Here is a 21,947-nt window from a genome sequence, read left to right as displayed (position 1 = left end):
CGCCAGTAGGACGCTCAGCCAACCGCCGGCTTCAGGTCCTCCCGGGGCGGCATCCACTCCCCCGCGGCGGCCGTGACCTGCTCACCGGAGCGGATGTCCTTCACCTCGTCCGGCGCCCCGTCAGCCCCCGGGAACCAGACGTACGGGATGCCGCGCCGCTCGGCGTAGCGGATCTGCTTGCCGAACTTCGCCGCGCTCGGCGACACCTCGGTCGGCACCCCGCGCCGCCGCAGCGCCTCCGCCACCCGGTTGCTGGCCGTACGCCGCTCCTCGCTGGTCACCGCCACCAGCACGGCGGTCGGCACCTCGCGGGAGACCGACAGCTCCCCCGCGCCGAAGAGCAGCCCGAGCAGCCGGGTCACACCGATCGAGATCCCCACCCCGGGGAACGAGGTGGCGCCGGAGCTGGCCAGGTTGTCGTAACGGCCACCGGAGCAGATCGAGCCGAAGCGCTCGTAGCCGCGCAGCTGGGTCTCGTAGACCGTGCCGGTGTAGTAGTCCAGCCCACGGGCGATGCGCAGGTCGGCCACGCAGAGCCCCGGCGAGTGCTCGGCGGCGGTCTCCACCACCCGGACCAGCTCCTCGATGCCCTCGGTGAGCAGCGGGTCGTCGACCCCGAGCGCGCGCACGGCGTCGGCGAACGAGGCGTCCGGAGCGGAGATCTCGGCCAGCGCCAGGCACGCCTTGGCCTGCGCCTCACTCGCCCCGGCCGTCTGGGCCAGCAGCTCGGCCACCTTCACCGGGCCGATCTTGTCGAGCTTGTCCACGGCGCGCAGCGCCGCCTCCGGGTCGGTCAGCCCGATGCCCCGGTAGAAGCCCTCGCAGATCTTGCGGTTGTTGACCTGGATCGTCACCGGCGGGATCGGCAGGGAGCGCAGCGCGTCCCCGATCACCAGCGGCATCTCCGCCTCGTGGTGCGGGGCCAGGGTGTCCCGGTCGACGATGTCGATGTCGGCCTGGACGAACTCCCGGTAGCGCCCCTCCTGCGGCCGCTCGCCCCGCCACACCTTCTGGATCTGGTAGCGGCGGAACGGGAAGGCCAGCTTGCCGGCGTTCTCCAGCACGTACCGGGCGAACGGCACGGTGAGGTCGAAGTGCAGGCCGAGCTGGTCGTCGCCGCCCGCACCCTCGGCGTCGGCGTGCAGCCGCCGGATCACGTAGACCTCCTTCGAGGTCTCACCCTTGCGCAGCAGCTGGTCCAGGGGCTCCACCGCGCGCGTCTCCAGCGGGGCGAAGCCGTACAGCTCGAAGGTGGCCCGGATCCGGTCGAGCACGAACTGCTCGATCATCCGCTGGCCGGGGGTCCACTCCGGGAAGCCGGAGATGGGCGTGGGCTTGCTCATTCGCAGTACTCCTTGCGGTCCCGCGTCGCGGCGCGGTGCTGTCGTGGGTCCGCGCGCGGCGCGGAGGTGATCTAGAGGCCCCGGGTGGGCGCCACCGGTCGACCGCCGCCGACCTGCGCCACCTCGATGAGGTACGGATTGCTGGCGCGCTCGCGGCCGATGGTGGTGCTGGGGCCGTGGCCGGGCAGCACGACGGTGTCGTCGGCCAGCGGGAGGATCTTGTCGCGCAGGCTGGTGAGCATCGCCGGCATGCTGCCGCCAGGCAGGTCGGTGCGGCCGATCGAGCCGGCGAAGAGCACGTCGCCGGAGAGGCACAGCTCGTCGGCCTCCCAGCCCGAGTCGGCGCCGGGCAGCCGGAACAGCACCGACCCGCCGGTATGGCCCGGTGCGTGGTCGACGGCGATCTCCAGCCCGGCCAGCGCGAGGGTGGCGCCGTCGGTCAGCTCCGCCACGTCCTCCGGCTCGCTGTAGCTCAGCCGGCCGCCGAAGAGCGAGGTCAGGTCGGCGGAGAGGCCCTTGGCCGGGTCGGCCAGCATCTCCCGGTCGCCGGGGTGGACGTACGCGGTGATGCCGCGGGCACCGCACACCGGCGCGACCGAGAAGGTGTGGTCGAGGTGGCCGTGGGTGAGCAGCACGGCGGCCGGGTGCAGGCGGTGCTCGGCGAGCAGGGCGTCGAGCTGGTCGAGCACCCCGATGCCGGGGTCGACCACCACGCACTGCTCCCCCGGCGCGGTGGCGACCACGTAGCAGTTGGTGCCGAAGGCGTCCGCGGGAAAGCCGGCCACGAGCACAGGCCCTGTCCTTCCGTCGAGCTGTCGTCCTCCCCAGCAGCCTAACCGGCACGGCGAGCAGGTTTGCCGCGTCCGTCCCACCCGCCCCGCCGGGCACAGTGACATCGCCCGATAAGGGCTGCTGGCGGTGGGGTGGACCTCGTACACCACATTCCCAGTCGCTAGCCGTACACTCTGGCGGGCGTGAGGCGCGGCACACGTGACGCCCGGACGGGCCGGGACACCCGGCCGCCGGCGACGACCAGGTAGAGGAAAGGGGAGCACGGGTGGCTTCCAGCAGGGACCGGCAGCGCAAACTGGCGCGGGCCAAGCTCGACCGGCAGTTGGCCCGCCGGGCCGCCACCGTGCGGCGCCGTCGGCAGATCCAGGCCGGTGTGGGCGCCTTCCTGGTCCTCGCGCTGATCGTGGCCGGCTCCGCGTGGGCGCTCGGCGCGTTCGACTCCGACCCGAAGCAGAACACGGCCGCGGAGGACACCTGCCTCTGGACGCCGCAGGACGCGGCGGCCAACACCAGCCTCAAGGACGTCGGCACGCCGGAGACGAAGGGCCTGCCCACCGACGGCACCCGGGCGATGACCGTGACCACCAACCAGGGTGGGCCGATCACCGCCGAGTTGAACCTGACCAACTCGCCGTGCGCCGCGGCGAGCATCGCCCACCTGGCGAGCCGGTCGTTCTACGACAACACCAAGTGCCACGAGATCATCGCCGACGGCGCGCTGCGCTGCGGCGACCCCAGCGGCACCGGCCTCGGCGGGCCGACCTACTCGTTCTACGACGAGGACGTGCCGACCGTGCCGTCGGCCTCGCCGTCGGCCAGCCCGGCACCCGGCCAGCCGCCCACGTACCCCAAGGGGACCGTGGCGATGATCTCCAACCCGCCGGGCAGCAACGGCAGCCAGTTCCTGATCTTCTTCAAGGACTTCACCACCACCGACCCGAAGTACCCCGTGATCGGCCGGGTGACCGGCGGGCTGGACGTGGTGGAGAAGATCGGTGCCCTGCCGACCGTGGACAATGGGACCGGGGCCCAGGTCAAGCCCAAGACCGACGTGGTGATCCAGAGCCTCACCGTTGGTGAGCCGGCCACCGCCGCGGCACCGTCGCCGTCGGCCTCCGGCGCCCCGGCCAGCAGCCCCAGCGCCGGCTGACCGGTCGCCCCACCCCACCCGAGCGGCACCCAGAAACAGACAGCCAGGAGGATCCAGGCGTGACGTCCACCAGAGAGCGGCAGCGCGCGGCGGCACGCGCCCGGCTCGAGAAGGAGATGGCCGAGCGCGCGGCCAAGGCCCGCAAGCGCCGGCAGACGCAGGCGATCATCGGCGCCGCCGCCGCGCTGGTGCTCGTGGTCGCCGGCACGGTCTGGCTGGCGATGAGCCTCGGCGACGACGACGACAAGACCGACACCGCCGCCCAGGCGCCCGGCGCGTCCGAGTGCGTCTACAACGAGCTGCCCGCCGACCAGCGGAGCCCGCAGATCAAGGATGTCGGGCTGCCGAGCAACCAGCAGTCCGGCACCGGCGTGCAGACCATGACGATCACCACGAACCTCGGCCCGATCACGGCCAAGGTCGACCGGTCGCTGGTGCCGTGCACGGCCGGCAGCTTCACCCACCTCGCGGAGAAGAACTTCTTCGACAACACCAAGTGCCACCGCCTGGTGACCGAGGGCATCAAGGTGCTGCAGTGCGGTGACCCGGGCGCCACCGGCAAGGGCTGGCGCGACAGCGACGGCACGGGCGGCCCGACCTACAAGCTGCCCGAGGAGAACCTGCCCACCGACAAGCGCCCGCCGTACCCGGAGGGCGTCATCGCGATGGCCAACTCGGGCCAGCCGGGCAGCACCGGCAGCCAGTTCTTCATCGTCTACGGCGACTCGCCGCTGGACCCCGCGTACACGGTGCTGGGCACCGTCACCGGCGGCCTGGACATCGTCAAGGACGTGGCCAAGGCCGGCGACGACGGGGCGTTCGCCCAGCAGTCCGGCGGTGGCCACCCGAAGAAGGAGGTCATCATCAACGACCTCACGATGAGCGCGCCGCAGGGCTGACGCCCGAGCAGACGACGAAGCGCCCGCCGGCTGAGCCGGCGGGCGCTTCTCGTGTGTCAGGCCCCGGCGGGGTACGCCGGGCGGGGCGGGGATCAGGCGCCGGAGGTGACCCGGTAGGCGTCGAAGACGCCGTCGACCTTGCGGACCGTGGCCAGCAGGTGGCCCAGGTGCTTCGGGTCGGCCATCTCGAAGCTGAACCGGCTCACCGCCACCCGGTCGCGGGTGGTGGTGACGGTGGCGGACAGGATGTTGACCCGCTCGTCGGACAGGACCCGGGTGACGTCGGCCAGCAGCTTGTGCCGGTCCAGAGCCTCCACCTGGATGGCGACCAGGAACGTCGAGGCCGAGGTCAGCTTCCAGCTCACCTCGACCACCCGCTCGCTCTGGGCGCGCAGGTCCTCGGCGTTGGCGCAGTCGTCGCGGTGCACGCTCACCCCGCCGGAGCGGGTGACGAAGCCGAACACCGAATCCGGTGGTACGGGGGTGCAGCAGCGGGCCAGCTTGATCCAGACGTCACTGACGCCGCGGACCACCACACCCGGGTCGCTGCTGCTCTGCCGGCTGCGCGGCGGACGGGTGGCGACGGCGGTCTCGGCGATGTCCTCCGCCGCGCCCTCCTCGCCGCCGTACGCGGCCATCAGCTTCTGCACCACCGACTGCGCGGAGACCTGACTGTCGCCGACCGCCGCGTAGAGCGAGGCCACGTCGGCCAGGTGCAGGTCCCGGGCGATCGACATCAGCGCGTCGGAGGTGAGCATCCGCTGCAACGGCATGCCCTGCTTGCGCATCGCCTTGACGATCGCGTCCTTGCCGGCCTCGATCGCCTCCTCGCGCCGCTCCTTGTTGAAGTACTGGCGGATCTTCGTACGGGCGCGCGGGCTCTTGACGAAGCCCAGCCAGTCCTGCGTGGGGCCGGCGGTCTCGGACTTCGAGGTGAAGATCTCGATCACGTCGCCGTTGGAGAGCGTCGACTCCAGCGGCACCAGCTTGCCGTTGACCCGCGCCCCGATGCACTTGTGCCCGACCTCGGTGTGCACCGCGTACGCGAAGTCCACAGGTGTCGACCCGGTCGGCAGGGGAATGACGTCACCCTTCGGGGTGAAGACGTACACCTCCTGGCTGGACAGGTCGAAGCGCAGCGCGTCGAGGAACTCGCTCGGGTCCGCCGCCTCGCGCTGCCAGTCGAGCAACTGCCGCAGCCAGGTCATCTCGTCGATGTGCGCCGGCGGGCCGACGATCTGGGTGCCCTTGTGCTCCTTGTACTTCCAGTGCGCGGCGATGCCGAACTCCGCGGTGCGGTGCATCGCGTACGTGCGGATCTGCATCTCCACCGGCTTGCCGGTGGGCCCGATGACCGTCGTGTGCAACGACTGGTACATGTTGAACTTGGGCATCGCGATGTAGTCCTTGAACCGGCCCGGCACCGGCTGCCAGTTGGCATGGATCACGCCCAGCGCCGCGTAGCAGTCCCGCACCGTGTCGACCAGGATCCGCACACCGACCAGGTCGTAGATGTCGTTGAAGTCGCGACCCCGCACGATCATCTTCTGGTAGATCGAGTAGAGGTGCTTCGGCCGGCCGGTGGTCTCCGCCTTGATCTTGGCGGCCTTCAGGTCGGTCTGCACCTTCTGCGTCACCTGCCGCAGCAGCGCCTCGCGCTGGGGCTGGTGCTCCCCGATCAGCCGGTTGATCTCCTCGTAGCGCTTCGGGAACAGCGTGCCGAAGGCGAGATCCTCCAGCTCCCACTTGATCGTGTTCATACCCAGCCGGTGGGCCAGCGGGGCGAGGATCTCCAGCGTCTCCTTGGCCTTCTGCTCCTGCTTGGGCCGGGGCAGGAAGGTCAGGGTCCGCATGTTGTGCAGCCGGTCGGCCAGCTTGATCACCAGCACCCGCGGGTCCTTGGCCATCGCCACGACCATCTTGCGGATCGTCTCCGCCTTGGCCGCGTCGCCCAGCTTGACCTTGTCCAGCTTCGTGACGCCGTCGACCAGCAGGGCGACCTCGCCGCCGAAGTCGGCGCGCATCTGGTCGAGGGTGTACTCGGTGTCCTCGATGGTGTCGTGCAGCAGCGCGGCGACCAGGGTGGTGGTGTCCATCCCCAGGTTGCCCAGGATGGTCGCCACCGCGAGCGGGTGGGTGATGTACGGGTCGCCGGACTTGCGGTACTGCCCGGAGTGCCACCGCGCGGCCGTGTCGAAGGCGCGCTGGAGCAGCCGGGCGTCGGCCTTCGGGTGGTTTTCCCGGTGGCTCGCGATGAGCGGCTCCAGCACCTCGCTGACCTGCGAGGTCTGCCAGGGCGCGTTGAACCGGGCCAGCCGGGCTCGGACCCGCCGGCCGGTGGGCGCGTTGGACAGCCCGAACCCGCCGCTCGGCAGGGGCTCGACGCCGGCGTCGGTCGGGAACGGGACCACGACCTTCTCAGCACCCGGGGACGCCTCAGCGCCCGACACCACGCCGGCCGGACGCGCCGCGCCCTCGGCCGGAGTCTTGCCCGAGCCGTTGCCGGCGCCCGTCACCCGGGTCGGCGCGTCACCATTCCGGTCGGTCACCGAGCCGTCAGCGTCGCCTGTCGGGTGCACCGTGCCCTCCACCGGAGGGACGACATCGTGGGACACCGGCCTCCTCACCGCTCGCCGGAACACACCGGCCGTACATCGGCCGGCCTGGTCTCGCGCCGCCGGACGGCATACCGCCGGCGTCAGCAAAGGGCAATGCTACCCGCACGGACGGTCCCCTGCCGCTCCGCCGGACGGTCGGCGCCCGGCCCGTTCGACCGGTCGGGGATCAAACGGTCAGCAGGGCATGCACGGGACGCGGGGCCAGCCGCTCCCGGGCGCCGAGGAAGGCGAGCTCCAGCAGCACGGTGAACCCGGTGACGGTGCCCCCGGCCCGCTCGACCAGGTCCAGGGTCGCCTCGGCGGTGCCGCCGGTGGCCAGCACGTCGTCGACCACCAGCACGCGGTGCCCGGCGGTGAAGGCGTCCTCGTGCACTTCCAGGGTCGCTTCGCCGTACTCCAGGGCGTAGGAGACCGAGTGGGCCGGGCGGGGCAGCTTGCCGGCCTTACGGACCGGCACCACGCCCACCCCGGCCGCGTACGCGACGGCCGCCGCGACGACGAACCCGCGCGCCTCGATGCCGACCACGACGTCGAAGCCGTCCCGCCCGTGGTACGCGACGATCCCGTCGACCACCTCGCGGAACGCCTTGCCGTCGGCGAACAGCGGCATCAGGTCCTTGAACATGACACCGGGCTGGGGGAAGTCGGGCACGTCCAGCACCCGGCTGGCCACCAGCCGGGCGGCCTCCGGGCCGCTGTCCCCGCGCGGGGCGGTGCTGTGGGTCTCCGTCACGGCTGTTCCGTTTCCTTCCAACGACGACGGCGTCCGGCGATGCTGCTCGCACAGCATGCCGGACGCCGTTCGGGTGTTTCCTCCCGGGTCCGCCCCGGGGCCGGTCAGCGCCGCTTGGCGCCACCCGGCCGGTTGCCGCCGCCACCGGGGCGACCGCCCCGGGCACCGGTCGGCCGCTTACCCGCCGGGCGGGCCCCCACCTTGGGGGCGGCGCCGGCCAGCGCGGCGGAGTCCGGGTCGACCGGGGTGTCGCCCCCGTCGGCCTGGGCCGGGCTCGGGGCGCCCTTCGGCGCGACCTCGCCACGGGACTGCGCGCCACGGCGGGCCAGCACCCGCTTGTTGTGCGCCTGGATCCGCGGGTCGTAGTTCTTCAGCAGCGCCAGCAGCGGCGTGGCCACCAGGATGGAGGTCAGGAACGCCACCGCCATACCGACGAACAGCACCAGGCCGAGGTCCTTCAGCGTCCCGGCGCCGAGCAGGCCGGCACCGATGAAGAGCAGACCACCGACGGGCAGCAGGGCGACCACCGAGGTGTTCAGCGACCGCATCAGGCTCTGGTTGATGGCCAGGTTGGCCGCCTCGCCGTACGTCTGGTTGTTGTTGGCGGTGATGCCCCGGGTGTTCTCCTGCACCTTGTCGAACACCACCACCACGTCGTAGAGCGCGAAGCCCAGGATCGTGAGGAAGCCGATGATCGTCGACGGGGTGACCTCGAAGCCGACCAGCGAGTAGATGCCGGCGGTGAGGATCAGGTTCATGAACAGCGAGGAGACGGCGGCGACCGCCATCCGCCACTCGAAGCGCAGGATCAGGTACACCATCACCAGCGCGATGAAGATGATCAGGCCGAGGACGGCCCGCTCGGTGACCTGGCTGCCCCACGCCTCGCTGACCTGGTTGCCGCTGATCTGCCCCACGTCGATGCCGAGGTCCTCGGCGATCTGGGCCTTGACCGCGTTGGCCTGCTCCACGCTGAGCTGCGGCGTCCGCAGCTCGTAGGAGTCGCCACCGGGGCCGCCGACCTTCTGCGCGGTGGCCACCTCGACACCGGTGTTCTCGGTGGCGAGGGCGGAGTTGACCTCTTCCTCGGCCTGCTCGAGGGTGCCCACGCTGGCCGGCACCTGGAACGAGTTGCCGCCGGCGAACTCGATGCCGAGGCTGAACCCGCGAATCGAGAAGCTGAGGACCGCGATCAGGACCAGGACGCCGGCGACGCCGAACCAGAGCTTGCGCCGACCGACGATGTTGAGACCGGCCTCGCCGTTGTAGAGGCGGCTCGCCAGACCGTTTTCAGCCATCTCAGGCCTCCTTGGCGCGCGGGTTGCGGGGCTGAGTCTGCTGGGTGCGGGCCGGAAGCGCCCGGCCCAGACCGCTGACCCGCGGGGACAGGAACGCCCGGGTCCGGGCGAACATCGTCATGATCGGGTGCCGGAAGAGGAACACCACGACCAGGTCCAGCACGGTGGCCAGGCCGAGGGCGAACGCGAAGCCCTTGACCGTGCCGACCGAGACCACGTAGAGCACCACGGCGGAGAGCAGGGTGATCGCGTTGGCCGAGATGATCGTCCGGCGGGCCCGCATCCAGGCACGGGGGACCGCGCTACGCGGGCTGCGCCCCTCCCGGATCTCGTCCTTCAACCGTTCGAAGTAGATGACGAACGAGTCCGCCGCCACACCGAGCGAGACGATCATGCCCGCGATGCCGGCGAGGGTGAGCGTGAAACCGATCTGCCGGCCGAGCACCACCAGCGCGCCGAAGACCAGCAGCGCGGAGAGGATGAGGCTCAGGAAGATCACCGAGCCGAGCAGCCGGTAGTAGAAGAACGCGTAGATGATGACCAGCAGCATGCCGATACCGGCCGCCAGCAGACCCGCGCGCAGGTGGCTGGCACCCAGCGTGGCGGTGACGTTCTGCGCCTCCTGCTGCTCGAAGGTCACCGGCAGCGCGCCGTAGCGCAGCTGGCCGGCGAGCGCGCTCGCGTCCTTCTGCGTGAAGTTGCCGGTGATCTGCGAGTTGCCGGTCAGCACACCCTGGATCTCCGGGGAGGAGACGATCTCGTTGTCCAGCACGACGGCCACCCGGCACTTGCCATCCTGACCCAGCGCAGTCGCGTCGCAGGCCTGGCCCTCGTTGTTGAACGCCTCACGGGTGAGCGCGGTCCACTTGCCCTGGCCGTCACCGGTGAAGTCCAGGCTGACCACCCAGGCGTTGGTCTGGTCGAGCACCGCGTCGGCGTCGTCCACGTCGGTGCCCAGCACCTTGGCCTGGTCGAGCAGGTACTTGGAGGCGCCGTCCTCGCAGGAGACGACCTGCTGCTTCGGGTCCGAGATCGACGCCGGCGGACGCTTGTCGAGCTGCGCGCAGCCGATCGTCGGGACGTTGAACTGCATCTGCGCCGGCAGCACCGCGACCTCGCGGGGCGACAGCGTGCCGAACGGCTTGAGCTTGTCGGCGAGCGACGGATCGGCGGTCAGGTCGGCCGGGGCCTGCAACCCGCTGGCGGCCTGCCAGGCGGGAGCGCCGACCTTCTGCTCGACGGCCTTGCGCTGCTCCTCGACGCTGGCCGGCACCGGCTCCTCGGTGGCGCTCGGCGACGGCGCGGCGGCACTCGGCGAGGCGGAGGTCGAGGGGGTCGGGGTCGCACTGGCGCTGGGCGCCGGGGCCATCCCGCCCTGCCCGCCGCTGGGCGACGTGGTCACCTTCGGCGCGGCGCTGCCCGACGGGGTCGGCGAAGCGCTGCCGGACGGGGCCGGAGAGGCGCTGCCCGACGGGGCCGGCGTGGCGGCCGGCGGCGGCACGGCGGCCGCCCCGCTGCCGTCCGCGGCCTTGAGCACCTTGCGGAAGCGCAGTTCGGCGGCGCTGCCCACGTCGGTGAGGTCCCGGTTTTCACCGGGCAGGGAGATGACGATGTTCCGGTTGCCCTCGGTGACCACCTCGGCCTCGGCAACGCCGAACGCGTTGACCCGGCTCTCGATGATCTGGCGGGCCTCCTCGAGGTTGTCCGCCGTCGGGGGCTTGCCGTCGACGCTGTTGGTCGCCTCCAGCGTCACCCGGGTGCCGCCGATCAGGTCCAGGCCGAGCCGAGGCTCGAGCCGGTCCTTCAAGCTGCCGCTGGCGCCGGAGAAGAACACCAAAAGATAGAGGACGACGAAGATGAACCCGAGCACGGCGAGCTGCCGCCCGGGGCGCATCTGTCCCTGAGGTGGTGCCACGGCTGTCCTGTCTCCCTGTACGGTCGCGCCGCTGGTGAGGCGGCGGCGGGTGTCGGGCCGGGGGTCCCGGCCGACCAGTCTGACCTGGGCCGGCGGTGGGGCCGGCACGACGGCCGGACGCGCCGGCGCGGGACGCCGACGGTCACGGGGACGTGCCGACGCCCGGCGTCGACCCAACTATCCAGTTTTCACGTCACGTCCGCTGCCCCGTCGGGCGCGGTGGCCCCCGGGCGCAGTGGTCCGGCCGTACGCCGGACGCATCACTCCCGGGAGGGAGAGGTCACTCCTTGACGGTGTCCGCGTCCTCGGTGACCGGCTCGCTCGGCAGCTCCGCGCGGGTGACCACCCGGGCGATGGCCGGCCGGGCGTAGCGGGTCTGCACGCCCGGGGCGACCTCGAGCAGGACGGTGTCGTCCTCGATGCCGGTGACCGTGCCGTAGAGCCCGCCGATGGTCACGACCTCGTCGCCGGGGCCGAGGTTCGACTGCATCGCCTCCGCCTCGCGGCGGCGCTTCTGCTGGGGGCGGATCATCATGAAGTACATGACACCGAAGAGCAGGGCGATCATCAGGATCGGCGTGAAGCTGCCGGCCCCGCCGCCCGCTGCTGCGTAATGCACGGTTACTGACCTTCCCATTGGCCACCTGCCCGGCACACGGGGTGCCGGAGCGGAGGCGGATTCTCACGTCCTGTACAGACCGCGGCGAAGTCTAATCCCTGCACCTGAGAACACCGAATGCGGTGCAGATCACGTTCACATCACGGCTGATCGACGTCCAAGGAGAACAGATCGGGCGCCGGTGGGACATCCACCCCAAATGTACCATTCGGTGGCGTTCGACCCAGATGCCGCCAGGCGGCCTCGGTCGCCACCCGGCCGCGCGGGGTACGCGCCAGCAGGCCGGCGCGGACCAGGAACGGCTCACAGACCTCCTCGACCGTGTCCGGCTGCTCGCCCACCGCCACGGCCAGGGTGGACAGCCCCACCGGACCGCCCCGGAACGAGTCCACCAGCGCGGTCAGCACCGCGCGGTCCAGCCGGTCCAGGCCGAGCGCGTCCACGTCGTACACCGTCAGCGCCGCGCGGGCGGTGCCCAGGTTGACCACGCCCTCGGCCCGCACCTCCGCGTAGTCGCGGACCCGCCGCAGCAGCCGGTTGGCGATCCGCGGAGTGCCCCGGGACCGGCCGGCGATCTCAGCCGCGCCGTCGGCGGTGATCGGCACACCAAGAATCCGCGCCGAGCGGTGCAGCAACGTCTCCAGGTCGGCCGGGGCGTAGAAGTCCAGGTGCGCGACGAAGCCGAACCGGTCCCGCATCGGCCCGGTCAGCAGGCCCGACCGGGTGGTCGCACCGACCAGGGTGAACGGTTCGACGTCCAGCGGGATCGCGGTGGCGCCCGGCCCCTTGCCGACCACCACGTCGACCCGGAAGTCCTCCATCGCGCTGTAGAGCAGCTCCTCCGCCGGCCGCGCGATCCGGTGGATCTCGTCGATGAACAGCACGTCACCCTCGGCGAGGCTGGTCAGGATGGCCGCCAGGTCGCCGGAGCGCTCGATCGCCGGGCCGCTGGTCACCCGGATGCCCGAGCCCAGCTCGGCGGCGACGATGTTGGCCAGGCTGGTCTTGCCCAGCCCCGGCGGGCCGGAGAGCAGGATGTGATCCGGCGGCGCGCCCCGCCGCATGGCGCCCTGCAACAACAGGTCGAGCTGATCGCGGACCCGGTCCTGGGCGATGAACTCGGCCAGCCGCTTGGGCCGGACGGTCGCCTCCGCGTCCCGATCGGCGTCGCTGACGTACGCCGAGACGAGCCCGTCGGTCTCACTCATCGCGTGCGGCCCAGCAGGCGGATGGCCTGCCTCAGCAGGACCGGCACGGGCGGGGTCTCGCCGTCGACGGTCTCCGCCACCGCGGCCACCGCCTGGTCGGCCTGCCCGGCCGTCCAGCCCAGCCCGACCAGTGCCTGGCGGACCTGCTCCGGCCAGCTGCCGCCGGTCACCCCGGCCGCGCCGTCGGCGCCGATCGCCACCGGGCCGATCCGGTCGCGCAGCTCCAGCACCAGCCGCTCGGCGCCCTTCTTGCCGATCCCGGGAACCCGGGTCAGCGCGGCGGTGTCGGCGTTGGCGATCGCCTTGCGCACCGCGTCCGGGGTGTGCACGGCCAGCACCGCCTGGGCCAGCCGGGGGCCGACCCCGCTGGCGGTCTGGAGCAGCTCGAACAGCGCCTTGGCGTCGTCGTCGGCGAAGCCGTAGAGGGTCAGCGAATCCTCCCGGACCACCAGGCTGGTGGCGAGCCGGGCGCTCTGGCCGACCCGCAGCTCGGCGAGCGTCCCGGGGGCGCAGTGCACGGCCAGGCCCACCCCGCCGACCTCGATCACGGCCTGGTCCGGACCCGTCGCGGTCACCGTGCCGCGCACGCTGGCGATCATCGCGCTCCTCCTCGTCGTGCCCGGTCGGCGGCCGCGGCCAGCTTGGAGCGGGTCCCGCCGCGCCAGATGTGGCAGATGGCCAGGGCGAGCGCGTCGGCGGCGTCGGCCGGCTTGGGCGGCTCGGCCAGCCGCAGCAGCCGGGTCACCATCGCGGTCATCTGCGCCTTGTCGGCTTGACCGGAGCCGGTCACGGCCGCCTTCACCTCGCTCGGGGTGTACGTCTGCACCGGCAGCCCGGCGCGCGCCCCGGCCAGGACGGCGATGCCGCTGGCCTGCGCGGTGCCCATCACGGTGCGAACATTGTGCTGGCTGAACACCCGCTCGACGGCGACGCTCTCGGGTTGGTGCTCGGCGACCAGATCGGTCAGCGACCGGTCCAGGTGCAGCAGCCGCAGCGGCAGCTCGTCGGCCGGGTCGGTGTAGACCACGTAGTAGGCGATCAGGGTGCAGGGCCGGCCGGGCACACCCTCGACCACGCCCACCCCGCACCGGGTCAACCCCGGGTCGACCCCGAGAACCCGCACGCCGCCCCCTCCCCGAACGCCTCAGCAGTACGTGTGTTCGACACCCTACTGCCCGCCCTCCCACCCGCCCCAACAGACACGCCCGCCCCTTTCGATCATGGAGTGGTGCTGGGTCGCAGAGGAGACCTGTCGTGCCGGGGGGCCACACAGCTTCGGTGTGGAGTATGTGTTGCTGGCCCATGTGCCCAGGCCCACACAGCTCGTAACTTCTTGCGCCATGACGGCAGAACCCGTGGCGGTCCCCCACGTCGTACAGGTCGACCTAGCCGGTCGGACCGCCCTGGTCACCGGGGGCGGCAGCGGCATCGGGCGCGCCTGTGCCCTGCGGCTGGGCGCGGCCGGCGCCAAGGTGCTCGTGGTGGACCGCAACCTGGAGGCGGCGAAGGTGGTTGCCGCCGAGGTGGGCGGCCGGGCCGAGGGCGTGGACCTCGCCGACGCCGCCGCGGTGGACCGGCTCGACGTGGACGTGGACATCGTGGTCAACAACGCGGGGCTCCAGCACGTCGCGCCGGTGCAGGACTTCCCCGTCGAGCGCTTCGAGTACATCCAGCGGGTGATGGTCGAGGCGCCGTTCCTGCTGATCCGCCGCGCGCTGCCGCACATGTACGCGCGCGGCTGGGGCCGGATCATCAACATCTCCTCCGTGCACGGGCTGCGCGCGTCGCCGTACAAGGCGGCCTACGTCTCGGCGAAGCACGCCCTCGAAGGGCTGTCGAAGGTGGTGGCGCTGGAGGGCGCCACGCACGGCGTGACGGCCAACTGCATCAACCCGGCGTACGTGCGCACCGCGCTGGTGGAGAGCCAGATCGCCGACCAGGCGGCCAGCCACGGCATCCCGGAGGCCGAGGTGATCGAGAAGATCATGCTGGCCCGGGCCGCGGTGAAGCGTCTGATCGAGCCGGAGGAGGTGGCGGAGCTGATGGCGTACCTCTGCTCGCCGCCGGCGGCGTTCATCACCGGCGCGTCGATCGCGCTCGACGGGGGCTGGACGGCCAACTAGTGGGCCTGAGCACAATGTCGACCATGTCGTCGCCGGTGGAGTTCCTGGAGCTGCTCGCCCGCGAGGCCGCGGCGGTCGAGTTCGAAGGACCGCTGGTGGCCGCGCGGGCCGCCGGCGTGTCGCCCGACCGGCTGGCCGAGCTGGAGCAGGCGAAGACGGTGGCGCTGCGGGTCCGCGCGCTGCTGGAGCGCCGGCGCCGCCGGGAGACCGAGCTGTCCGGCCTGTACGACACGGTCAGCGACCTGGCCGGGCTGCGCGACCTGGACGACGTGCTGCGGGCCATCGTGCACCGGGCCCGCAACCTGCTCGGCGCCGACGTGGCCTACATGACGCTCAACGACGACGAGCGCGGCGACACGTACATGCGGGTGACCGACGGGTCGGTCTCGGCCCGCTTCCAGCGGCTGCGGCTGCCGATGGGCGCCGGCCTCGGCGGCCTGGTGGCCCAGTCCGGCGCGCCGTACGTCACCGCCAACTACGGCGAGGACGAACGCTTCCACCACACCGGGGAGATCGACGCCGGGGTCGGCGAGGAGGGCCTGGTGGCGATCCTCGGGGTGCCCCTGCGGCTCGGCTCCACCTCGATCGGGGTGCTCTACTCGGCCAACCGCTCGGCCCGGCCGTTCGCCCGCGAGGAGGTGGCGCTGCTGGTCTCCCTGGCCGCGCACGCCGCCGTGGCGATCGACACCGCCCGGCTGCTGGCCGAGACCCGCTCGGCGCTGGCCGAGCTGTCGGCGGCGAACACCACCATCCGGGCGCACAGCAGCTCCGTGGAGCGGGCCGCGGCGGCGCACGACCGGATGACCGCGCTGGTGCTGCGCGGCGGCGGGGTGGAGGACGTGGCGGCCGCGGTGACCGAGGTGCTCGACGGCGCGCTGCTGGCGCTGGACGCCGAGGGGCGGCTGCTGGCCCGGGTCGGTGAGATCGAGGAGCCGGACCGGGCGGACATCGTCGAGGCGGTGGCGGCGTCCCGGACGGAGGGCCGCAGCGTGCGCCGGGGCCCGCTCTGGTACGCGGCGGTGGTGGCGGGCGCGGAGAACCTGGGCGCCCTGGTGCTGCGCCCGGACGACGAGCTGGTCGACGCCGACCAGCGGATCCTGGAGCGGGCCGCGCTGGTGACCGCGCTGCTGCTGCTGTTCCGGCGCACCGTGGCGGAGGCGGAGGGCCGGGTCCGCGGCGAGCTGCTGGACGACCTGATCGCCCGGCCGCTGCGGGACACCGACGCGTTGCGCAGCCGGGCCCGCCGCCTCGGAGTGGATCTGGACGCCCCGCACGTGCTGGTGGCGGTGGGCGACGACGCGATCGCCGCCACCGGCTCGGCCCGGCAACGGGTGCTCTCCTGGGCCACCACGTACGCCTCGGCGCGGGGTGGGCTGGCGGCGGCGCGCGACGGGCGGGTGGTGCTGATGCTGCCCGGGCGGGACGCCGGTGGCAGCGCCCGCGCGGTGGCCCGGGACCTGTCCCGGGTGACCGGCCGGCCGGTGACCGCCGGGGCGAGCGGACCGTCGGCAGGGCCGGCGACCCTCGCTGGCACGTTCCACGAGGCGGACCGCTGCCTCACCGCGCTGGGTGCGCTGGGCCGCGCCGGCGAGGGGGCGAGCACGGCCGAGCTGGGCTTCGTCGGGCTGCTGCTGGGCACGGTCGGTGACCGGGGTGAGAAGGACGTGGCCCAGTTCCTCACCGCCACCGTCGGGCCGGTGCTCGACTACGACGCCCGGCGGGGCACGGCGCTGGTGAAGACGCTGGAGGCGTACTTCGGGGTGGGCGGCAGCCTGGCCCGGGCCGCCGAGCAGCTGCACGTGCACGTCAACACGGTGACCCAACGGTTGGAGCGGGTCGGGCAGCTGCTCGGCGCCGACTGGCAGAAACCCGAGCGGGCGCTGGAGGTGCAGCTGGCGCTGCGCCTGCACCGGCTGCGCGCGCCGGCCGGCTGACCGGCCCGGGCCCGGTGTGCCGGGTCAGCGGACCTGGATGCCCTCCAGCACGGCGTCGACGACCTGCTCCGGGAGGGTCCGCTCGTCCAGCTCCGGGTTCCATTGCAGCACCCGCTGAATCAGCATCGGCCCGGTGAGGAGCGCCATGGTCACCTCCAGGTCGATGTCGGACCGGAGCAGCCCCTCGCTGATGCCGCGCCGCAGCACCTCGCGCATCAACTGCCGGCGCGGGGCGATGATGTTCTGGTAGAGCTGGAACTGGTCCGGGCTGCGGTTCACCGCGGGCACCAGACAGGGCATGATCTTCGCCGCCCGCGGGTCGACGTTCTTCCCGATCGCGCCGACCAGCAGGATCAGGTCGTCGCGGACGGAGTGCCCCTCGGGCTGCGGCAGGATGCCCTTGAGGCGGCGCAGCGCGTCCAGCAGCAGTGCGTCCTTGCCGGCCCAGCGGCGGTAGATGGTGGCCTTGCCGACCCCGGCGCGGGCGGCGATCGCCTCGATGGAGAGCGCCTCGATGGTGCTGCCCTCAGCGAGCAGGTCGAGGGTCGCCTCGATGATCGCCTCATCGGCGCGGAGGCTCCGCGGTCGCCCGGGCGACCGCGGAGCATCGGCAGTGGACGTCATGTCGGACATTGTCCCCGAACCTAGGCCGTCCCGGCCAACTCGGGCTCGGCGGCCGGTGCCACCAGCGTCTCGCCCGCGGTCTCCCGCCCGGGCATCCAGCGCAGCACCACCAGGATCCCGAGCGCGGCGACCACCGCGGAGAGCGCCGCCGCCCAGTGCATGGCGGTGACGAAGGCGTCGTTGGCCGCCGAGATGAGCGCCGGCCCCGCCGGGCCGAGCTGCCCGGCAGCCGCGTACGCCCCGGAGATCGACTCGTTGGCCGCGTCGCGGGCCTGCGCGGGCAGGCCGGTCAGCGCGCCGTCCACGTCGGCCCGGTAGACCGCGGAGAGGACCGAGCCGAGGACCGCCACGCCGAGCGCACCGGCCACCTGGCGGACGGTGTTGCTCACCGCGGAACCCACGCCGGCCTTCTCCCGGGGCAGCGCCGACATGATCGACTCAGTGGCCGGCGGCATGATGTTGGCCATTCCGACGCCCTGGAAGAAGAAGACGACCAGCACGACCCAGATCGGGGTGGACGCGCCGATGAAGGCGAACGCGGCGAGCGCCGCCGCGGTCAGCGCCAGCCCGACGGTGGCGACCGCCCGGCCGCCGTAGCGGCGGACCATCGCGGCGCTGCGCGGCGCGAAGATCAGCTGGGCGCCGGCGAAGGGCAGGAAGAGCAGGCCGGTCTGCAACGGGCTGTAGTCGCGTACCAGTTGCAGGTAGAACGAGCTGAAGAACATCACGCCCATCGCGGCGAAGAACACCAGGCCGACGATCGCCACCGGCGCCGCGAAGCGGGGCAGGCGGAACAGCCGGACGTCCAGCGACGGGTGGTCGCTGCGCCGCTCGTGCTGCACGAACCAGGCCAGCACCGCCAGGCCGACCAGGATCGAGCCCCAGGCCACCGGCCGGCCGAAGCCGTGCTCGCCGCCGTCGATGATGCCGTAGGAGAGGGCGACCAGGCCGACCACGGAGAGCAGGACGCCGAGCAGGTCGACCCGGCCCGGGCGCGGGTCGCGCGACTCGGGGACCAGCAGGGCGACCAGGAGGACGCCGGCGGCCACCACCGGCACGTTGATCAGGAAGACCGAGCCCCACCAGAAGTGCTCCAGCAGCCCGCCGCCGAGGATCGGGCCGATCGCCACCGCGAGCCCGACCGCGCCGGCCCAGACGCCGATCGCGCGGCCACGCTCGCGCGGGTCGAAGACGTTGGAGATGATCGACAGGGTCACCGGCATGATCGCCGCGCCGCCGACACCCATCAGGGCGCGGGCCGCGATCAGCTGGGCCGGGCTCTGGGCGTACGCGGAGAGCAGCGACGCCAGGCCGAACAGCGCCAGCCCGATCATCAGGAAACGCTTGCGGCCGGCGCGGTCGCCGAGCACCCCGAAGGTGAACAGCAGCCCGGCGAAGACCAGCGTGTAGGAGTTGATCGCCCACTCCAGCTGGCCCTGGCTGGCGCCGAGGCCGTGCACCGGGTCGGCCAGGGTGCGCAGGGCGACGTTGAGGATCGTGTTGTCGAGGACGACGACGAGGAGGCTGATCACCAGCACCCCCAGGATCGCCCACCTCCTCGGGTGTCCGGTGTTGTTGTGCAGCTCCATGCCCGGTTCTCCCCCCGGTTTCACCGGCCGCGCAATACGATACGGGCCAGACTCGTAACTCCGGTCAGAGTACGGGCGCCATTAACGATACGGAACCGATCCGTATCGTATGTGGTCGGCGTCACGCGGAGTGCCCGCCCTCACGCGGCGACTGGCCGGCCGATCATCGGTCGACTCCCGCCGGGCCCTCGTCGACGCTGGCAGGACCCCCGATCCCGATCCCCACCCGAACGGGCCGGTGAACTCTCGCCGCCCCCTTTGCTCTGCATCAACCGGCGCAACGGTTTCGGCCCGTGAGTGTTGCGTCGGTTGAAGCAGAGCAAAGGAGGCGCGGGCACCGGTAGACCCCGGCCCGGTGCCCGTGCCGCCCGGCCGACCACCGCACCCGCCGGCCGCCCGGCCCGGCAACCGCCCCGCAGAGCGGACCACCGCACCCCGCCGAGGTCAGCTCGGTCGCATGGCTGGCAGGCAGGCGGCGAGGGCGGCCGACAGCGTGCGCAGGTGCCTCGCCGGCGCGGTGAGCGGCTCGATCCAGCCCGGCCCGGCGCCGTACACCCGCAGCAGCGGGAATTCCCGGGCGAAGCGCACCAGACGGTACGCGCGGCCGGTGACCGGCGTCTGCGACCAGAGCACGACGGTGCTCGGGCGGGCCCGGTGCACCGCGCTGGTCAGCGCGGCCCAGGGCAGCGCCGGGCCGAGGTGCAGGCAGCCGCGACCCTGCTCGCGTAGCGCGGCGGCGAGCGCGTGCAGGCCGAGGCAGTGTGCCTCCCGCTCGGCGCCGGCCAGCAGCACCCCGCCGGTGGGCAGCGACCGGCAAGGCTCCCGCCGGTGCACGTCCAGCCCGACCCGCAGACCCGCGGCGAGGGCGTGCTCGACGGCGATCTCGGTGGCGGTGCGCCCCGGCAGCCGGGCCAGCAGCGGCTGGCAGACCTGCTCCCAGAGCGCCGGCACGCCCCACTCTCCGGCCAGCTCCAGCAGCACCGTGGCGACAGCATTGCCGTCCAGGTCCTCGGCCGCCAGCGAGACCCGCTTGTGCGCGGTCTCCACGGCCTCCGCCGGCATCGGATCGGTCAGCACCAGACGTACCCCCGGGTAGGCGTTCGCTACCCGGGGGTTCGCTGCGAGGGCCCGCGGCGGATGCGCCCGCGCGGAGATTTACCGGCGGCGCGCCGCCAGCCGGCGGGCCAGCGCCGCGGCGCTGCCCCAGATGCCGCGCCGGAACAGCACCACGACGAGGACGAAGATGCCGCCGGTGACCAGGCCGATCGCCTCGAACCCGGAGAACGACAGCCAGTCCTCCAGCCGGACCACGATCCCGGCGCCGAGCACCCCGCCCCAGAGCGTGCCGATCCCACCGAGCACCACCACGATGACCGCCTTGCCGGAGGTCGTCCAGTGCAGCACGTCCAGCGAGACGAACCGGTGGCCCACCGCGAACAGCCCACCGCCGAGGCCGGCGATGAAACCGGAGAGCACGAACGCGGTGAGCTTGTAACGGTGCACCGGATAGCCCAACGCCCGCGCCCGGGCCGGGTTGTCCCGGATGCCGACCAGCACCCGGCCGAACGGCGAGTGCACGATCCGCCAGGCGGCGGCCAGCCCGAGCAGCACGATCGGCAGGATCGCGTAGTAGAAGTAGTAGTCGTCGGTGAGGTCCCAGCCGAACAGCTCGCGGGGCACCCCCTGCAGGCCGTTCTCGCCCTGGGTCACCGAGCGCCACTCGTTGGCGACGTAGTAGACCATCTGCGCGAAGGCCAGCGTCACCATGGCGAAGTAGATGCCGGTCCGCTTGACCGCCAGGTAGCCGATCGGCACCGCCAGCACGGCCGCGGCGAGCGCCCCGGCCAGCACGGCGAGCGGGAACGGCAGGCCGGCGTGGATCGCCACCAACCCGGTGACGTACGCCGAGGTGCCCCAGAACGCGGCGTGCCCGAACGACATCAGCCCGGTGAAGCCGAGCAGCAGGTCCACGGCGACGGCGAACAGCGCCCAGCAGAGGATGTCCACCGCCACCGCCGGGTAGAGGCCGTTGGGCAGCCAGGCGGCGGCGGCCAGACCGACGGCGAGCAGCGCGTACCGCACCCAGCCGGGGGCACGGGCCACGGCGACCAGCCCGGACGACGCAGCCGCCCGGGGTGCGTCGGGTGGGGTGTCCACAGTGCTGGTCATGCCGGCGCCTCCTCACGGCCGAACAGCCCCGCCGGTCGCCAGAGCAGCACGACGGCCATCACGATGAACACGATCGTCTGCGACACGATCGGGAAGTTCGACAGGTACGCCTCGCCCCACGCCTGGATCAGGCCGATGCCGAAGCCGGCGGCGACCGAGCCGAAGATCGAGCCCAGCCCACCGATCACCACCACCGCGAAGACCACGATGATCAGGTCGGCGCCCATCAGCGGGTTGACCGCGCGCATCGGCGCGGCCAGCACACCGGCCAGACCGGCCAGCCCGATGCCGAAGCCGAAGACCGGGGTGACCCAGCGCCCGACGTCGATGCCGAACGCCCGGGTCAGGTCGGGCCGTTCGGTGGCCGCGCGGACCACCATGCCGATCCGGGTACGGGTGAGCACCCACCACACCGCGACGCAGAGCAGCACCGCGAAGCCGAGGATGAACACCCGGTAGGTCGGGAAGTCGAACAGTCCGAAGTCCACCGTCCCGCTCAACAGCGACGGGGTGGCGTACGGGCTGGACTGCACGCCGTAGCGCAGCTTCACCAGGTCCTGCAGGATCAGCGTCAGGCCGAAGGTGAGCAGGAAGTTGTAGAGCGGGTCGAGCCTGGTCAGCCGGTGGATCACGGCGCGCTCCAGCGCCATGCCGAGCAGGGCCAGCCCCACCGGCATGATCACCAGGGCCGCCCAGAACGGCACGCCCGCCTCGGTGAGCAGCACGTACGCGCCGAACGCGCCGAGCATGTAGAACGCGCCGTGCGCGAAGTTGACCACCCGCAGCATGCCGAAGATGACCGCGAGCCCGAGGGCGAGCAGGGCGTAGAACGCCCCGCTCACCAACCCGTTGAACGTGTTCTGCGCGAATCCGGTCACAGCGTCACATCCGTTCGTGACTGCGGGGCTCGCAAAACCGGCTCACTCCTCGCAC

Annotated in this window: 19 protein-coding genes; 4 read left to right on the top strand and 15 right to left on the bottom strand. The window is 72.4% G+C overall.

Going from position 1 to position 21,947, the window contains the following annotated elements; genetic code table 11:
- Window positions 1–14: 14 nt before the first annotated feature.
- Together hisS and AB0K07_RS09915 are read right to left on the bottom strand one after the other, a co-directional pair.
- Window positions 15–1,343: a histidine--tRNA ligase gene (gene hisS / locus AB0K07_RS09920; protein ID WP_363752701.1), complete on the bottom strand. Its 1,329-nt coding sequence runs from the start codon at window positions 1,341–1,343 to the stop codon at window positions 15–17.
- A 71-nt stretch (window positions 1,344–1,414) separates the two neighbouring features.
- On the bottom strand, window positions 1,415–2,134 hold the full coding sequence (locus AB0K07_RS09915; RefSeq protein ID WP_363752699.1) for an MBL fold metallo-hydrolase: 720 nt from the start codon (window positions 2,132–2,134) through the stop codon (window positions 1,415–1,417).
- A gap of 266 nt (window positions 2,135–2,400) precedes the next feature.
- On the opposite strand from AB0K07_RS09915, the gene AB0K07_RS09910 reads away from it, so the two are divergent.
- Window positions 2,401–3,285 (top strand): peptidylprolyl isomerase, encoded by an 885-nt coding sequence (locus tag AB0K07_RS09910; RefSeq protein ID WP_363752696.1) that lies wholly within the window; start codon window positions 2,401–2,403, stop codon window positions 3,283–3,285.
- Between the two features lie 59 nt (window positions 3,286–3,344).
- The gene (locus AB0K07_RS09905; RefSeq protein ID WP_363752694.1) at window positions 3,345–4,184 is read left to right on the top strand and encodes a peptidylprolyl isomerase; all 840 of its coding nucleotides are present in this window, start codon (window positions 3,345–3,347) and stop codon (window positions 4,182–4,184) included.
- Between the two features lie 92 nt (window positions 4,185–4,276).
- Here the strand turns inward: AB0K07_RS09905 and AB0K07_RS09900 are convergent, their stop codons facing one another.
- The 8 genes from AB0K07_RS09900 to ruvC form a co-directional block, all read right to left on the bottom strand.
- A complete protein-coding gene (locus AB0K07_RS09900; protein WP_363752839.1) occupies window positions 4,277–6,775 on the bottom strand; it encodes a bifunctional (p)ppGpp synthetase/guanosine-3',5'-bis(diphosphate) 3'-pyrophosphohydrolase in 2,499 nt (832 codons plus the stop codon).
- A gap of 193 nt (window positions 6,776–6,968) precedes the next feature.
- Window positions 6,969–7,535, bottom strand: a complete 567-nt coding sequence (locus AB0K07_RS09895) for an adenine phosphoribosyltransferase (protein ID WP_363752691.1) — start codon at window positions 7,533–7,535, stop codon at window positions 6,969–6,971.
- Between the two features lie 104 nt (window positions 7,536–7,639).
- The gene (gene secF, locus AB0K07_RS09890) at window positions 7,640–8,833 is read right to left on the bottom strand and encodes a protein translocase subunit SecF (protein WP_363752689.1); all 1,194 of its coding nucleotides are present in this window, start codon (window positions 8,831–8,833) and stop codon (window positions 7,640–7,642) included.
- A gap of 1 nt (window position 8,834) precedes the next feature.
- Window positions 8,835–10,748: a protein translocase subunit SecD gene (secD, locus tag AB0K07_RS09885; RefSeq protein WP_363752687.1), complete on the bottom strand. Its 1,914-nt coding sequence runs from the start codon at window positions 10,746–10,748 to the stop codon at window positions 8,835–8,837.
- 280 nt (window positions 10,749–11,028) lie between these two features.
- The gene (gene yajC / locus AB0K07_RS09880; RefSeq protein WP_363752684.1) at window positions 11,029–11,385 is read right to left on the bottom strand and encodes a preprotein translocase subunit YajC; all 357 of its coding nucleotides are present in this window, start codon (window positions 11,383–11,385) and stop codon (window positions 11,029–11,031) included.
- A 122-nt stretch (window positions 11,386–11,507) separates the two neighbouring features.
- Window positions 11,508–12,575 (bottom strand): Holliday junction branch migration DNA helicase RuvB, encoded by a 1,068-nt coding sequence (ruvB, locus tag AB0K07_RS09875; protein ID WP_363752681.1) that lies wholly within the window; start codon window positions 12,573–12,575, stop codon window positions 11,508–11,510.
- The gene (ruvA, locus tag AB0K07_RS09870) at window positions 12,572–13,174 is read right to left on the bottom strand and encodes a Holliday junction branch migration protein RuvA (RefSeq protein WP_363752678.1); all 603 of its coding nucleotides are present in this window, start codon (window positions 13,172–13,174) and stop codon (window positions 12,572–12,574) included. Before ruvA ends, ruvB begins: the two co-directional genes overlap by 4 nt.
- A complete protein-coding gene (ruvC, locus tag AB0K07_RS09865; protein ID WP_363752676.1) occupies window positions 13,171–13,698 on the bottom strand; it encodes a crossover junction endodeoxyribonuclease RuvC in 528 nt (175 codons plus the stop codon). Before ruvC ends, ruvA begins: the two co-directional genes overlap by 4 nt.
- Window positions 13,699–13,915: 217 nt before the next feature.
- On the opposite strand from ruvC, the gene AB0K07_RS09860 reads away from it, so the two are divergent.
- Window positions 13,916–14,698: a 3-hydroxybutyrate dehydrogenase gene (locus tag AB0K07_RS09860; protein WP_363752674.1), complete on the top strand. Its 783-nt coding sequence runs from the start codon at window positions 13,916–13,918 to the stop codon at window positions 14,696–14,698.
- 14 nt (window positions 14,699–14,712) lie between these two features.
- Window positions 14,713–16,632 carry a helix-turn-helix domain-containing protein gene (locus AB0K07_RS09855; protein WP_363752671.1) on the top strand — a complete coding sequence of 640 codons (1,920 nt, stop codon included), beginning with the start codon at window positions 14,713–14,715 and terminating at the stop codon, window positions 16,630–16,632.
- Window positions 16,633–16,656: 24 nt separating this feature from the next.
- Here AB0K07_RS09855 and AB0K07_RS09850 read toward each other — a convergent pair whose 3' ends face one another.
- The 5 genes from AB0K07_RS09850 to AB0K07_RS09830 form a co-directional block, all read right to left on the bottom strand.
- Window positions 16,657–17,265 (bottom strand): TetR/AcrR family transcriptional regulator, encoded by a 609-nt coding sequence (locus AB0K07_RS09850; protein ID WP_363752668.1) that lies wholly within the window; start codon window positions 17,263–17,265, stop codon window positions 16,657–16,659.
- Between the two features lie 11 nt (window positions 17,266–17,276).
- Complete coding sequence (locus tag AB0K07_RS09845; RefSeq protein WP_363752666.1) at window positions 17,277–18,845, bottom strand: MFS transporter; 1,569 nt, start codon at window positions 18,843–18,845, stop codon at window positions 17,277–17,279.
- Window positions 18,846–19,289: 444 nt separating this feature from the next.
- Window positions 19,290–19,922 carry a transcriptional regulator gene (locus tag AB0K07_RS09840; protein ID WP_363752663.1) on the bottom strand — a complete coding sequence of 211 codons (633 nt, stop codon included), beginning with the start codon at window positions 19,920–19,922 and terminating at the stop codon, window positions 19,290–19,292.
- A gap of 78 nt (window positions 19,923–20,000) precedes the next feature.
- Entirely contained in the window at window positions 20,001–21,014 is a 1,014-nt protein-coding gene (locus AB0K07_RS09835; protein ID WP_363752660.1) for a branched-chain amino acid ABC transporter permease, read from the bottom strand.
- The gene (locus AB0K07_RS09830; protein WP_363752657.1) at window positions 21,011–21,892 is read right to left on the bottom strand and encodes a branched-chain amino acid ABC transporter permease; all 882 of its coding nucleotides are present in this window, start codon (window positions 21,890–21,892) and stop codon (window positions 21,011–21,013) included. Before AB0K07_RS09830 ends, AB0K07_RS09835 begins: the two co-directional genes overlap by 4 nt.
- Window positions 21,893–21,947 lie beyond the last annotated feature (55 nt).

It is taken from the genome of Micromonospora sp. NPDC049301, from assembly GCF_040678715.1.
In the GTDB taxonomy this organism is placed as follows: Bacteria; Actinomycetota; Actinomycetes; order Mycobacteriales; family Micromonosporaceae; genus Micromonospora.
This window is presented reverse-complemented; position numbering and strand designations above follow the sequence as displayed.

Excerpts from the sequence above, each read along its gene's own strand:
- hisS (WP_363752701.1), bottom strand. The coding sequence starts at position 1,343 with ATGAGCAAGCCCACGCCCATCTCCGGCTTCCCGGAGTGGACCCCCGGC.
- secF (WP_363752689.1), bottom strand. The coding sequence starts at position 8,833 with ATGGCTGAAAACGGTCTGGCGAGCCGCCTCTACAACGGCGAGGCCGGT.
- yajC (WP_363752684.1), bottom strand. The coding sequence starts at position 11,385 with ATGGGAAGGTCAGTAACCGTGCATTACGCAGCAGCGGGCGGCGGGGCC.
- ruvB (WP_363752681.1), bottom strand. The coding sequence starts at position 12,575 with ATGAGTGAGACCGACGGGCTCGTCTCGGCGTACGTCAGCGACGCCGAT.
- ruvA (WP_363752678.1), bottom strand. The coding sequence starts at position 13,174 with ATGATCGCCAGCGTGCGCGGCACGGTGACCGCGACGGGTCCGGACCAG.
- AB0K07_RS09860 (WP_363752674.1), top strand. The coding sequence starts at position 13,916 with ATGACGGCAGAACCCGTGGCGGTCCCCCACGTCGTACAGGTCGACCTA.
- AB0K07_RS09855 (WP_363752671.1), top strand. The coding sequence starts at position 14,713 with ATGTCGACCATGTCGTCGCCGGTGGAGTTCCTGGAGCTGCTCGCCCGC.
- AB0K07_RS09850 (WP_363752668.1), bottom strand. The coding sequence starts at position 17,265 with ATGTCCGACATGACGTCCACTGCCGATGCTCCGCGGTCGCCCGGGCGA.
- AB0K07_RS09845 (WP_363752666.1), bottom strand. The coding sequence starts at position 18,845 with ATGGAGCTGCACAACAACACCGGACACCCGAGGAGGTGGGCGATCCTG.
- AB0K07_RS09835 (WP_363752660.1), bottom strand. The coding sequence starts at position 21,014 with ATGACCAGCACTGTGGACACCCCACCCGACGCACCCCGGGCGGCTGCG.